The organism is Nocardia sp. NPDC004722, assembly GCF_053601505.1.
In genome coordinates, this window is the sequence record NZ_JBSGBY010000205.1 from 1 (window position 1) to 12,657 (window position 12,657).

10 protein-coding genes and 1 pseudogene are annotated in these 12,657 nt (G+C 66.0%); 4 read left to right on the plus strand and 7 right to left on the minus strand.

The window, feature by feature from the left end; all coding sequences use genetic code 11:
* A pseudogene (locus ACWELQ_RS20875) lies at nt 1-297 on the minus strand (hypothetical protein); the annotation flags it as partial.
* Between the two features lie 649 nt (nt 298-946).
* Here ACWELQ_RS20875 and ACWELQ_RS20880 point away from each other — a divergent pair.
* Nucleotides 947-1,750: a nucleotidyltransferase domain-containing protein gene (locus ACWELQ_RS20880; protein WP_452398706.1), complete on the plus strand. Its 804-nt coding sequence runs from the start codon at nt 947-949 to the stop codon at nt 1,748-1,750.
* A gap of 63 nt (nt 1,751-1,813) precedes the next feature.
* Here the strand turns inward: ACWELQ_RS20880 and ACWELQ_RS20885 are convergent, their stop codons facing one another.
* On the minus strand, nt 1,814-2,032 hold the full coding sequence (locus ACWELQ_RS20885) for a cold-shock protein (RefSeq protein WP_452398707.1): 219 nt from the start codon (nt 2,030-2,032) through the stop codon (nt 1,814-1,816).
* Nucleotides 2,033-2,379: 347 nt separating this feature from the next.
* Nucleotides 2,380-4,431, minus strand: a complete 2,052-nt coding sequence (locus tag ACWELQ_RS20890) for an ATP-binding protein (RefSeq protein WP_452398708.1) — start codon at nt 4,429-4,431, stop codon at nt 2,380-2,382.
* Between the two features lie 607 nt (nt 4,432-5,038).
* Here ACWELQ_RS20890 and ACWELQ_RS20895 point away from each other — a divergent pair.
* Complete coding sequence (locus ACWELQ_RS20895) at nt 5,039-6,136, plus strand: DUF418 domain-containing protein (protein WP_452398709.1); 1,098 nt, start codon at nt 5,039-5,041, stop codon at nt 6,134-6,136.
* Between the two features lie 97 nt (nt 6,137-6,233).
* Entirely contained in the window at nt 6,234-7,241 is a 1,008-nt protein-coding gene (locus tag ACWELQ_RS20900; RefSeq protein ID WP_452398710.1) for an MBL fold metallo-hydrolase, read from the plus strand.
* 97 nt (nt 7,242-7,338) lie between these two features.
* Here ACWELQ_RS20900 and ACWELQ_RS20905 read toward each other — a convergent pair whose 3' ends face one another.
* The gene (locus tag ACWELQ_RS20905) at nt 7,339-7,788 is read right to left on the minus strand and encodes a winged helix-turn-helix transcriptional regulator (protein ID WP_452398711.1); all 450 of its coding nucleotides are present in this window, start codon (nt 7,786-7,788) and stop codon (nt 7,339-7,341) included.
* 82 nt (nt 7,789-7,870) lie between these two features.
* Between ACWELQ_RS20905 and ACWELQ_RS20910 the strand changes: the two genes are divergently transcribed.
* Entirely contained in the window at nt 7,871-8,551 is a 681-nt protein-coding gene (locus ACWELQ_RS20910; protein ID WP_452398712.1) for a nitroreductase, read from the plus strand.
* 121 nt (nt 8,552-8,672) lie between these two features.
* On the opposite strand, the gene ACWELQ_RS20915 is transcribed toward ACWELQ_RS20910, so the two are convergent.
* The 3 genes from ACWELQ_RS20915 to ACWELQ_RS20925 all read right to left on the minus strand — a co-directional run bounded on the left by ACWELQ_RS20915 (nt 8,673) and on the right by ACWELQ_RS20925 (nt 12,381).
* Nucleotides 8,673-9,170, minus strand: a complete 498-nt coding sequence (locus ACWELQ_RS20915; RefSeq protein WP_452398713.1) for an N-acetyltransferase family protein — start codon at nt 9,168-9,170, stop codon at nt 8,673-8,675.
* 4 nt (nt 9,171-9,174) lie between these two features.
* On the minus strand, nt 9,175-11,235 hold the full coding sequence (locus ACWELQ_RS20920) for a neutral/alkaline ceramidase (RefSeq protein WP_452398714.1): 2,061 nt from the start codon (nt 11,233-11,235) through the stop codon (nt 9,175-9,177).
* Nucleotides 11,236-11,502: 267 nt separating this feature from the next.
* Nucleotides 11,503-12,381, minus strand: coding sequence for an alpha/beta fold hydrolase (locus ACWELQ_RS20925; protein WP_452398715.1), 879 nt, complete (start codon nt 12,379-12,381; stop codon nt 11,503-11,505).
* Between the last annotated feature and the right edge of the window lie 276 nt (nt 12,382-12,657).

Here is a 12,657-nt window from a genome sequence, read left to right on the forward strand (position 1 = left end):
CTTCTCGCGCAGCACGGGATCCTGGCTATCGTTCCGGTCATCGCTCCCTACACGCATAGCCGGCAGGTCACGGCCCAGCTGGGCCACGAATTCCGGGTCGGCGGCCAGGGTTTCGACATTGCTGACGATGCGGCCCAGGGCGGCGAAGAACTTCTCGCGCTGCCCGGTCATCCGGATCGGGAACATCTCGCGCACCTCGGGGTGCGCCAGGAACAGGTGCGCGTAGAAGTACTGGACGGCCTCGTCGCCGACGCGCTCGACCAGCCGCCAACTGCTCTGCAGTGCCTCGACGTTCATGTGGACACCAACACTCCGACACTCCCTCTGGACACGACCATGTCCGCATCATCAGTGCGAGTGAGTCATGGACGACCGTCCGGATGTGGCAAACATAGGGCATTGCCGAGGGCGTGTCTAAACGAAAGTGCGGCACCGAATTTCGGCAAACCCGCAGCGAATTGCGCGTCGAATGTGGGTATTTTCAGGCGATTGAGACGCCGGTCACAAATAGCCGAAAGCCCGGCGTCGGAGCTGCGGAGTCCGAGGCCGGGCTTTCGAAAGTCGAATTACATCGACGGCGGCGCTGACTAGCGGCCGAAGGAACCGGTCCACAGGGTGTCGATGATGCCGTGGAAAGCAGCCGAGCCGGTGGACAGCAGGCCGTTCAGAGCAGCGGAACCGGTGTCGATGATAACGGGGATCATGAAATTACCTCTTCTGGTTTTCAGGCGAACTTGATGACATGAAGCGTATCGGGGCGGTTTCCGGGCTCGTTACGGGGATTAACGCTATGTGACGGGCGTCACGTACGCGGAATTCTGTGGCCCCGTTCATATGGTTGGCGAATTCCCGCCATATAACGCACCGATCACGCCCCTATTTCTGGGGGCTTAACGCGCGAAAAATGCTTGGACCAGTGCGATCTCGGGCACTACCTTCGGCACCCATGACCCTGCGTTCGATCCCCGCCTCCATGGACTCCGCGGTGGTCGCCACGATCGACGGCGAACTGGACCGGATCGTGCGCGAACACGGCGTCGACATGCTGCTCGCCATCGAGAGCGGCAGCCGCGCCTGGGGGTTTCCCTCCCCGGATTCCGACTACGACTGCCGTTTCGTCTACCTGCGGCCGCTCGACGACTACCTCACGCCCTGGCCCGGCCGGGACGTGATCGAGACGCCACTGGTCGGCCTGCTGGATGTCAACGGCTGGGATCTGCTGAAGGCGTTGCGGCTGCTGGTCAACGGCAACGCGGTACTGATCGAATGGCTGATGTCGCCCATCGTCTACCGCGGTGACCCGCAATTCCGCGACGAATTGCGTGCCCTCGCCGACGAAGTCGCCGATCGCAACCGGGTGGCCCGGCACTACCTCCACCTGGGCCGCCGTCAGTGGCAGTTGTTCGACTCGAACCGGTCGCTGAAAAAGGTTTTCTATTCGTTGCGCCCGGCCATGGCATTGCGGTGGCTGCACGAGCATCCGGAGAATGCGGTGGCCCCGATGCATTTGCCGACGCTCCTGGCCGAATGCGATCTGCCCGCGGATTTCATTGCCTCCGTCGCGGAATTGACGGAGTTGAAATCCCGCACCCGGGAAATGGGTTCGGGGGAAGTCCCCGTACCGATAGCGGAATTCATCTCGGCCGAGTTCGAGCGGGCCGCAGTGGAATTCGCGAAGGACGACCGCGCTCAGCGGCAACATGCACAGGCTCTATCAACCGAATTCTTCCGGCAGCGGCTGCGCGGCTGAGAGAATCCCTCGAGCATCACCTCGCGGCGGCCGGTCTCCCCGGCCGCCGCGTGACGCTGTTCGCTAGTGCCCGACCTTCGCCACGACCCACACCGCGACGGCTTCGGGCCCCTGCTTGGTCGAGCGCGCCTCGAACTCCACCCGCTGGCCCTCCAGGAGCGACCGGAAGCCTTCCCCTTGCACGGCGGTGTACTCCACGAACACGTCCGGCCCGCCGTCATCAGCGCTCAGGAACCCGAAGCCCTTCTCACTGTCGAACCATTTCACCGTGCCGCGCACCATTACCAACCTTCTCGAACCGTTCGGCTGCATTTCACGTCCCCGCACGTGCCGCGGTCCATGGTGTCACGAGAGCGCCCCGAGCGGTCGGCCACCTACGCGCGGCCTCGACTACTAATCGAGAACCGCAGCTCCACCGCATCACTCGCCCAAAGGGCAGATCAAGATCAACGTGTACTGAGCGAGGCGATCCGGACAAATTCCCGCAGTGAGTACACCTTGATCTTGGTGAGGGGTGGTGCCCGGGCTGCCCCTCGTAGCGCCCGGGCACCGGGGCCCGCGCTGGGCACCGGCGCGTCTTCGGGTCGTGCTCGCTTCGGCCCGGCGCTGGCGGTGCGGCGCGGGTGGTCTCAGCCGGCGCGCATATCTTGGCCCGGGGTGGTGTCGTCGGCTTCGGAACCGCGCATGGCGTAGACGCGTTCGAGGAAGTCGCGGTGCGCGCGCAGGGTGGAGTCGAGGAGTTCGCGCCAGGTGCGGCGATCCACTCGTTGGTCGCTGACCAGGGAGGACAGCGAGGCGGGGCCGAGCTTGTCGATGTGGTCGACGATGAAAGTCAGGCGGCGGCGCGGGAATTGGGCGCCGATGCGCGGGTTCTCGTCGAGGAAGTGGTCGAGTTCGTAGAGGTAGTTGACGGCGCGGTTGTACTCCTCGTCGGTGAGGTGGTAGTCCATGCGCTTGATCTCGACGATCCACAGTTCGCCGGAGTCGTGCAGCAGGACGAAGTCGGGTTCGCGTTTCGGGCTGCCGATGGTGGTGGTCACCAGCGGGGAGCCGAATTTCTGGGTGTACCAGCGTTCGAAGGCGGCGCGGACCCGCTTGAGGGATTCGTTCATGCCCAGCGGAGTCCACTCGGGGGCGAGTAGCCAGGGGGCGCTTTCGATCAGTTCCTGGAAGGGCCGTTCCAGGGAGCGGCGGTCGTCGATGAGGGCGCTCAGGCGGGCGACCACGGCGACCCGCTCGCTGGCGATCTGGCCCAGCGAGTAGATCTCGGCCACCCGGGCTCGCTCGAACAGCGCTACCACGACATCCAATTCGGGATCGCCTTCCTCCTCGGCGATCTCCTTGAGGGTGTCGAGCAGGCTGCGCTGCGGGCCCAGCGACAGCGCCAGTCGCAGCATGTTCTGGATGTGCGCGGGATCGTCGAGAGAGGCACGGTCCTTGTGCGCCACCAGGATTCGCGCGGCATCCAGGACCGAGTCGCGGAAGAGGCGGTCGCCGGGGGCGATGGCGTCGAGGGTCTCGTGGATGCGGGAGCGCTCCACGAACTCCTCCCAGACCCGGCGGCGGATGGATTTCTCACCGAGACGGCCGATCTCCTTGATCAGCGCCCGGCCCCATTGGGCGAGCGCCTCGCCGCGCGGGGAGTTCCACATGATGTCCTGGCGGTCGGAGCGGACCAGGTCGTCGTCATCGTCGAGCCAGTCCACATTGATCGCGCCGACCAGGTAGGAGCGCAGCTTGAACTCGCCGGTGAATCCGGCGGAGATGCCGAAATCCCTTGTCTGCGCGACGATCTTGCCGCGGGCGTAGATGCGCACACCGGCCATGGCGTCATCGCGGTAGGGCTGCTTGGAGTAGGCGATCCATCCGGTCACAGGCAGGAACTGCCGACCGAAGCGCACCGGCACCCGGCCGACGTCGATGCGGGTCTCCTCCATGACGTCGATGGGCAGCTGGCTGAGGATGAAGCTCTCCTGCCCGATGGTGTTGCGCACCTCCACCCGCCAGTCGGCCCGCTCGATGCCGAAGCGCGCGGCCAGCTGGCGGTTGAGCTCGGTACCCGTATTCACCCGCTTGCGAAGGAAATTGCGCAGAATGATGGTGGTGCCGCGCTTGGAGGTGAAGGTGCCGTCCAGGTGACCGGGACGCGGGAAGTAGTCGCTCTCGGTGTCCGACAGCATGTCGTCGAGATCCATCACGATGTGAGAGACATTCCAGCCCAACGGGGTTCGGTCCTCGTCACGACTGCCCGCGGTGATCACCTCGATGGTGCGGCAGATGCCGAACGCGGCGAGTTTCCCGATTCCCTTGCGCCCCATGACCGGCCGCCGCCGCTCGCGGGACAGATCCGAGCCGGTGCGCACGCGCCGGTCGGAGCCCACCATCAGATAGTGCTCGTTGATCTCGTCGGCGGTCATGCCGTGCCCGTTGTCGGACACGACGATCTCGTATGCGGGTTCGTCTGCGGCGCGGACGGTTCCGGCCAGCATCGCACCCCACGGCAGCACGACCTCCACCTCGGTGGCGTCGGCATCGTAGGAATTGGCGATGAGTTCGGCCAGAACCGCCGAAACCCTGTCGTAGAGCCGGATACCGAGCTTGTCGATCGCCAGCCGGCTGATGCGCATCGTGTACTTGTGGTCATCGCGATCATGCGCGGCCACATGCACTTCCGGGTACATGGAAGGCCCCCATTGCCCTACGGGTAGCCTCCGTTCAGCTACCTCTGAATTCGATGCAACGCCGATTGATTAACGAGGGGCTGAACATTTACAGACCGCTTGGTCACAGTGTGATTCCGGGATTCACCGACCGATAGCCCACGGCAACGGCAAGGTCTCGGTTACCTCCGCGACGCTGCGAATGCCCATTTGCACCCGCCCCGGACGTTCCCCCGCAGTTCCGCTACCGCTCACAATCTCCCGGCGAACCCCCACGAATCCACCGCCCGCCGCACCCTTCCCGAGCATCCAGCCGGGTCCGAACGGCGACCCCACCGGATGGCAGCATATCCCTTCGAGCACCCTCGACAAGTGCGGCCGGGCGGCCCCGCGAGCGCTCGTCACGGACGCGGGCGGGTTCACCGACCGGGTCACCGGTGTGGCCTTCGGTCTGCTGCCGCCCGGGAGTTCCTGGAGGACAAGGGTTCCGGAATCTGCCTGACGACGGTCGTTCGCGCGAGGACCAGTCAGCGCGTCCACCATTCTCCGGTGAGCGGGGAGACACGCAGTCGCGTGGGCGAGTCGCTTCCTCACGATCCGCTCATGATGGGCCGGGCACGATGCGGGTATGACGACCGGACTCGCCGTGCCCGCGCGGCCATCGACGACCGCGACCCGGCTGGCCGGGATCGATGCCGCGCGCGGATTCGCGGTGCTGGGCATGATCACCGTGCATGTCGGGGTGCTGAGGGAAATGGCGTGGAGCGATCCCGGGAGTTGGCTCACGCTGGCCTCGGGGCGATCGTCCATTCTGTTCGCGACTCTGGCCGGGGTGTCGATCGCGCTGCTGAGCGGGCGGCAGCACCCGTCGGCGGGATCGGAGCTGGTGCGGGTGCGGCTGCGAATTCTGGTGCGGGCCTTGGTGTTGTTCGCGCTGGGCGGGGTGTTGACCATGCTGGACACCGGGATTTCAGTGATTCTGCAGACCTATGCGCTGTTGTTCGCATGCTGCCTGCCGTTTTTGCACTGGTCGCCGCGGCGGCTGCTGATTCTGGCGGCGGGGTGGGCGGTGGTCGCGCCGCCGTTGACGGTGTGGCTGGGCGGCATGGTGCCGTCGAGCTGTGATCCGGTGGGCTCGGAATGCTCCGGGGCGCAGGTGACCGATCTGGCGATCACCGGCGACTACCCCGGACTGGTGTGGATCACGTTCGCGCTCATCGGGCTTGCGCTGGGCCGTTGCGATCTGACCGCGCGGGCGACCCGGATGCGGATGCTCGCGGCCGGGGTGCCGATGATGGTCGTCGGCTACGGCGGCGCGTGGCTGCTCGGGTATCTCGGCGACCCCGCCCCCAGTGAGTGGACCCGATTGCGCACGGCCGAACCGCATTCCGGGTCGAGCTTCGAGATCGCGGGATCGGTGGGGTTCGCCCTGACGGTGATCAGTGTGCTGCTGCTCGCGGCGGATCGATTGCGGCCCATGCTGTTTCCCGTCATCGCCGTGGGAACACTGCCGCTGACGGTGTATTCGGCGCATATCATCGCGGTGTGGCTGCTCGGCGATGTGGTGGCCGAGGCGTCCGGCAATGCCCTGCTGGTCGTGTTCCTGGCGGTCACCCTCAGCGCGTCGACGCTGTGGGTGCTGACCTTCGGTCGCGGGCCGCTCGAACGCGGCATGTCCTGGCTGTCGGATCGGGCGACGGCCGGGCGGGTCGCCGTGGCTGTCTGACGAGTCGCGATTGAGTGACAGCCCGGTCGGTTCCGGGCAGAATGCGGGACGGCGCGCCCGGGTTCGGCCGGGCGCGACGCGAGACAAGGGGATTCGGGTGGCCAGCAGTCGGATGATCGCCGCACGTCAGCGCTTCTTCGGCGAGGAGGCCGTGGACGCGGCCACCGGCGCGGTGCGTGACGATCAGCTGCTGGTGTCCTGGTTCGGTTGCGCGAGTTTCGCGGTCGCGATGGGCGGCGTGGTGTTCCTGCTGGACGCGTGGGTGCCGCGCGGGGCGACGTCCGGGTACGTCCCGACCTCGCCCGAGGAGGTCGCCGCGCTGGAGCCGGTGGCGATCTTCATCGGGCACGGGCACTTCGACCACGCCGCCGACGCGGGGGTGATCGCCCGGGCCAGCGGCGCGGTGGTGCACGGCACCACCGAGCATTGCGCGACGGTCCGCAAACAGGTCGCCGGAGCCGAATTGACATGCAAGGAACTGGGTTCCAGCGCTTCCGCACCCGGTGAACGGCACGATTTCGAACTCGCCCCCGGGCTGTCGGTGACGGCGATCCGGCACATTCATTCGGCGCGCACACCCAGGCACGAGGGGCACGACGCCTCGACTCCCGTCCGGCCCCGGCCGTGCCTGTGCGACATTCGCACCTACCCACCGAATCTGACCGACGCCGGGCATCTGGCGCGGAATCTGTTCGCGCCGGAGGGCGGGGTGCTGCTGTACCAGTTCCGACTCGGCGAGTTCGTGCTGACCTGGCACGATTCGTCCGGTCCGCTGCTGGACAAGGCACCCGGGGTGCTGGAGGTGCTGCGCGGACTGCCCGCCTCGGACGTGCATATCGGTGCGGTGCAGGGCTTCAACCAGTTCACCAACGGGCTGCGTGACCCGCGCAGTTATGTCGAGGCGCTGCGGCCGAAGGTGTTCGTGCCCAACCATCACGACAACTGGCTGCCGGTGATGACCGCGCGGGGCGAGGCGTTCAGCACACCCGTGCACGAGGAGCTGGCACGGATTCCCGAGGCCGCGCGGCCCGAGATCCGGATGCTGCTCGACCGCGACGACTATCTCGCACCCGGTCGGCTGGCATTCGAGCTCGCGACATCCTGAGCGCCGCAGCTTGATTCGGGTGGTGTGCGCCACGGCCTGATTCGGATAGTGAGCGCCGCAGCCTGACCCGGGTCGTGAGCGCCTGATTCGGCCGGACTCAGGCCCTCATGCCCGGACCGGCCTCGGGTGCGACATCACGTGCGGTGAGTTCCTTCCCGCAGGAATCACATTCGAGGTGGACGTGCGCCTCGCCCGGGCAGTCACGGTGGCGGTAGTAGACCGGCGGCCCGTCCGGGGCCATGTGGGTGTCGCCCCAGTCCCGGAAGGCCATGAGGATCGGGTACACGTCGTGCCCCTTGGCGGTGAGCCGGTACTCCTCGTAGGCGCCGGTCTCGGTCGGCTGCTTGGCCAGAATGCCGTGCTCCACCAGTCGATCCAGCCGGTCCTGCAGCCGCCCGCGGGAGATGCCCAGATACGCCTGGAAACCGTTGAACCGGCGCACCCCGGAGAAGGCGGCCTTGAGAATGAGCAGCGTCCACCGGTCGCCGAAGACCACCAGCGCCCGCGTGATCGAGCACGGCTCGTCGGAAAGTTCCTCGTACCGCATCTTCCGATCCTACCCATCTGGTCCTAATATGAGACTGCATTGGGACTGGTCTCGAAATGGGACCACATTCGGAGGGTGAGACATGTCCGACCGCTACGCCACACTGGAATCGCTCCTGGCCGACCGCTACACCTGCCGGGCCTTCCGCCCGGACCCGGTCCCCCGCGCCGACATCGAATCGATCCTGCGGTTGGCCCAGCGCACACCGTCCTGGTGCAACACCCAGCCGTGGCAACTGGTGATCACCGAGGATCCGGCCGCCACCGACCGATTCCGCAAGGCGCTGCTGGACCACATCGACGGCGCGGCCATCGCCACCGACATCCCGTTCCCGGCATCGTATGAGGGCGTGTACCGGGACCGCCGTCGCGAATGCGGCGGGGCGCTCTACACCGCGGTCGGCGTCGCGCGCGGCGATCACGCGGGCAGCATGCGCCAAATGCTGCGCAACTACGAGCTTTTCGATGCCCCGCACGTCGCGATCCTGACCACCGAAGCGGATCTCGGCACCTACGGCGCGGTCGACTGCGGGCTGTACCTGACGTCGTTCCTGCTGGCGGCCCAGAGCCTGGGCGTGGCCACCGCCCCGCAGGCCGCGCTCGCGACCTACTCGCCGTTCCTGCGGGAGTACTTCGACCTGCCCGCGAATCGCCAGGTGCTGGCCGGAGTGTCGTTCGGGTACGCGGATGATGTGCACGCCGCCAACGGTTTCCGGACCTCGCGGGCCGACCTCGACCAAGTGGTCACCTGGCACAGCGCATGATCGGATGCGGCGCGAGCTCTCGGCCATCGCGTCGTCGGCGTCGCCGATACGACAGCGGTGCACCATGACCCATCAGACGATGCACCGCTCCCGGGCCGAAGGATCCGCCCGGTCCACTTGGTCAGCGGAGGCGGAGAACCATGGTGACGCTGACGGATTCGGCCGGATTGGCGTGACGGGAGCCCTCCACCTCGACGAAGCCGAGCCGCTCGTAGAGCCGCAGTGCCGGATTCTCCAGGCGGACACTTAAACTGACGGCCTTGTAGGTGTCGCGGGCGGCGTCGAGCAGGGCGGTCATCAGGGCCGTGCCGAGCCCGGTGCCGCGGCTCTCGGGCGCGACACCGATGGCCAGTTCCGGAGTGTCGGCATCGACGAATCCGTAGGCGGGGTCTGCGGGATCGAACAGCCGCAGCCAAGCCGCACCCAGCGCGACCCCGTCGAATCCGCCGACCACCCCGAGATCGCCTGGCGCGCCCCAGCCTTCGACGTAATGGCCGAGGTGCGGGACGTCGCGTAGGTCGTCGGGCGCGCGCCTGCCTTGCTCACGCGAGTAGGAGGCTTCGTAGAGCATCGCCCAGAGGAGCTTCTCATCGGCGGGTTCAGCGGGTCGAACGAACATTCGCTCAGCCGACCACGAATTCATTGGAAGTGCCAGTGAATTCGGTGATCACCCCGGCGGCATCGCGGCCGTTGCCGGTGTATTGAATGCGGTAGCGGCCCGAGACGTTGTCCGGGAGCGTCCATTGAATACGGATGGTCGACGCGGCGGGTTGGCCGTCCGGCCGGGACCAGTGCAGTTCGGTGCACCAGTCGTTGTCGTCGTAGACGCGACGCCAGTCGTCACCCTGCTGCACCTCGAAGTAGGTGCCGTCCAAGCGGAAATCGTTGTTGGGGTGCGCACCCACGAACTCGACCGAAACCGTCTGTCCCGCACCATAGTTCGACTCGGGTTGGGTGAGCACGTCCCCGAATGCACGCCCGGCGTGCGGCACGTCCGCCGGCACCGGCGGCAAGAAATTCGGCTGCAATCCGAACTCCCAGTCCAGCGGGGCCGGGCCGCGACCGAGATCCACCCGCGCCGCCAAAGCCTTTGCCAGCCGGTCGAACTCCTGCATGTGCGCCGAGAGCGTCCACCGCCCGTACAGCGTCTCGCCGCCCTCGTACTGCTGGACCGCGTACTCCTCGGGCGTGGTGACATAGCCGTTGTAGCCGTTCGAGTAACCCTGCACCAGCACGTTCTCGATCGGGATGTTGAGCGCCCGCGAGACGATCCGCCGAATCCGCAGACCGGAGGTGATCGTGTACTCCGACGGCCCCGACGCCAACACCAGATCACCGATTCGCATCAACTGCAGCGGCACCACCTGCGGCACCCACGGTCGCGGCGGCAGGATCCCGAGTGGCGCGAGAATCAGCTTGGGCGCCTGCACATCCCGCATCCACTGCTCGATCGGCGAGTTCAAGCCGCCGAGGGCGGCCACCATCGGATTGGAGTCACCTTCTTGCAGGAACGACAGCTGCGAATTCCAGTTGTCCTCGGTACTGGTCGCCATCGCCGCGGCGCCCATCATGGCGGGTGAGGTGCGGGCCGGCTTCCCATCCGGCGTGTAGTCACCGTCGATGGCGGTATCGGAGAGGTCGACGTAGTGCAGCACGGAGTCCACACCGGCACTGCTCATCGGCGTCGCGGCATCGAAAGCCCTACGGCCCGCCTGATATTGGCGCTCACCGATCATGGCGCAGTTGGTGCGATTGTCCTCGGTGGGCCCCGACGGATGCATCGGCCGGATCCAGAGGTTGGGGGTCATATCCCCCGGATTGGTCTGCGGGAACGCCGCCACGAACGCCGGCGCGCCATCCAGATGCCGCACCCCCATCTCGTCATGCTCCCAGCGGTAACTGGCATACCCCTTGTTGTCCGCGGAGATGAGCGTGTTCCGGTCGGTCAGGCTGGTGCCGTGCGTGGCGAACCACGTGATCGCCCCAACATCCCTGCCGCCCTTGCGGAACCGGAGCACCGTGATCTTCGGATCGATAGCATCCGGAAACTCCGCCTTGTCCTCGGCCGGATTCTCCTCGAACGCCACCCGCGACCGATTCGCACTCGCATCATGCAGCTCCCCATGCCCGAGCATGATCGACCCCGGCCCGATGTTCTCATGCGCATTCACGATCGCCTTGACGATCCCGCTCACCTCGGCATCATGCGAGTTCTGCTGAAACCCCATGGCCGCAAGCGAATACGCATACTCGCGCGCACTACCACCACACGAGTTGTGGTTGTGCGTCGCATTGATGTTGACGTTCCGCTCCGTGTAGAGGCCCCCGAACCGCTGCTGTAACTGCCGCATCACCACCAGATGCACCGACTGGAACAAACAAGCATTGTCGGTGTTCACGAACGCAACCCGATCCCCGGTCGCCTGATCCACCACGATGTAGGCACGCGCATAACACCGCGTCAACAGCCCAGTCGTAACCTGATCCGCCTCGGAATACCCCATCATCCCCTGCCCAGCAGGAGCCCCCGTGATATCCGCAATCCCCACCCCAACCTGATACCCCTGCCCCGCCCCCTGCCGCTTCATCGGTTGCACCCCAACCGCATTCGCCCCGACCACCACACTGGCCCCCACCCCACCTACCGCAGCACCAACCAGCACAGCCCGCCGGGACAGCGTCATAGCACCCTCACTTCCACACCGCGGCATGCAAGGCACCCAGCCCGCACCACAAAAGAGTGAACCCGTTCTATTTCAGGTTTCCCGCAGACTAGTCGGTCACTTGACCAATTTCTACCCAACCAGCCCCGAAACCGCCGCCACCCTAACCCCACCCACCCCTCACCCCCAGCCGCACACGCCGAATCCCCCCAGGTCACCACCCTCCCCCACCACCAGCAACCCGATGCGCCAGCGAGCCTCCCCCGAAAAGTTAGCCTCCGCGAAACGTCAGCGAGTCTCCCCCGCCAACCGAATCAACGCCTCCCGAACCAACTCCGGCCGCTCATCCACAATGAAGTGCCCACACCCCTCGACGTACTCCACCGAGTAGTCGTCCGCCCGAGCCGTCTCCGCCGCGGCCAGCGAGTAGTGCACCGCCGCATCCTTCTTCCCGAACAACGCACGGATCGGCACCGTGGCCCGCCGAACCTCCGGCCTCCGCACCGACCCCGGAATCTCCTTCAGCAAGAACGTCCGATACGTATCGGTAGCCGCCCGAGCCACTACCGGATCCCTGAACCGCTCCGAAAAGACCCTGATCGTCTCCCGATCCATCCCATGCCCCTCCGACATGGCCTTCCCAAACAGCCACTCCAAGAACCGAGTCCGCCGCTGCAACGGCACCCCCACACTCGCTATCAACGGCTGATAAGCCAACAACCGCCAAGCCTGCCGAGCCACATCCCCCTTCGACGCCCAGGGATGCGCCATGTTCATCACCAGAAACCCATTGAACCGCTCTGGCTCCCGCAGGATCATCCGATACCCGACGAACCCACCCCAGTCGTGCCCAACCAACAGCACGTCCTTATCGAGTCGCAGAGCATCCATCAGCGCCAGCACATCCGAGGCCACATCTTCTTTGGTCCACCTGTGTGGCGCGGCCGCTGACCATCCGTACCCCGGCAGATCGGGCGCGATGATCCGCAATCCCTCAGGTGGATTCGCCAGCAGATCCCGATACACGTAGTGGTGTTGCGGCCAGCCGTGCAGAGCTACTACCGGCCGCCCTTCTCCCGCCTCGGTCACATGGAACCGAACCCCGTGTGCTTCAACGAAACTCCGTCGCGTACCAGGGATTACCGGGACCTCGTGATCAGTAGCCATGGTCCACGCTAACCCCCGTTAACGGGTCCGGGCAAAGCACCATGACCGCTTCCGATCGGACCACGTCAGCGGGCGCGCGGGCCACAGGTCACAGTCTGTTGAAGTATCCGAGCTCATGATGGTCGGGTTCCCCTATCAAGAGCGCACGGTCGAGGAATCGGTTGTTGGTCTCGCAGCTGGTTTCGGGGAGCATGACGCAGGAATGGCATGCCGCGCGATTGAGGGCCCCCGATCCTGCGGGTCCAGATTCCATGCAGAGTGGGTCCGCGGAGCACC

Bases quoted from the DNA above. Each gene is read 5' to 3' on its own strand.
- ACWELQ_RS20910 (WP_452398712.1), top strand. From the start codon at position 7,871: ATGTCCGACCGCTACGCCACACTGGAATCGCTCCTGGCCGACCGCTAC.
- ACWELQ_RS20885 (WP_452398707.1), bottom strand. From the start codon at position 2,032: ATGGTGCGCGGCACGGTGAAATGGTTCGACAGTGAGAAGGGCTTCGGG.
- ACWELQ_RS20905 (WP_452398711.1), bottom strand. From the start codon at position 7,788: ATGCGGTACGAGGAACTTTCCGACGAGCCGTGCTCGATCACGCGGGCG.
- ACWELQ_RS20895 (WP_452398709.1), top strand. From the start codon at position 5,039: ATGACGACCGGACTCGCCGTGCCCGCGCGGCCATCGACGACCGCGACC.
- ACWELQ_RS20890 (WP_452398708.1), bottom strand. From the start codon at position 4,431: ATGTACCCGGAAGTGCATGTGGCCGCGCATGATCGCGATGACCACAAG.
- ACWELQ_RS20880 (WP_452398706.1), top strand. From the start codon at position 947: ATGACCCTGCGTTCGATCCCCGCCTCCATGGACTCCGCGGTGGTCGCC.
- ACWELQ_RS20920 (WP_452398714.1), bottom strand. From the start codon at position 11,235: ATGACGCTGTCCCGGCGGGCTGTGCTGGTTGGTGCTGCGGTAGGTGGG.
- ACWELQ_RS20915 (WP_452398713.1), bottom strand. From the start codon at position 9,170: ATGTTCGTTCGACCCGCTGAACCCGCCGATGAGAAGCTCCTCTGGGCG.
- ACWELQ_RS20925 (WP_452398715.1), bottom strand. From the start codon at position 12,381: ATGGCTACTGATCACGAGGTCCCGGTAATCCCTGGTACGCGACGGAGT.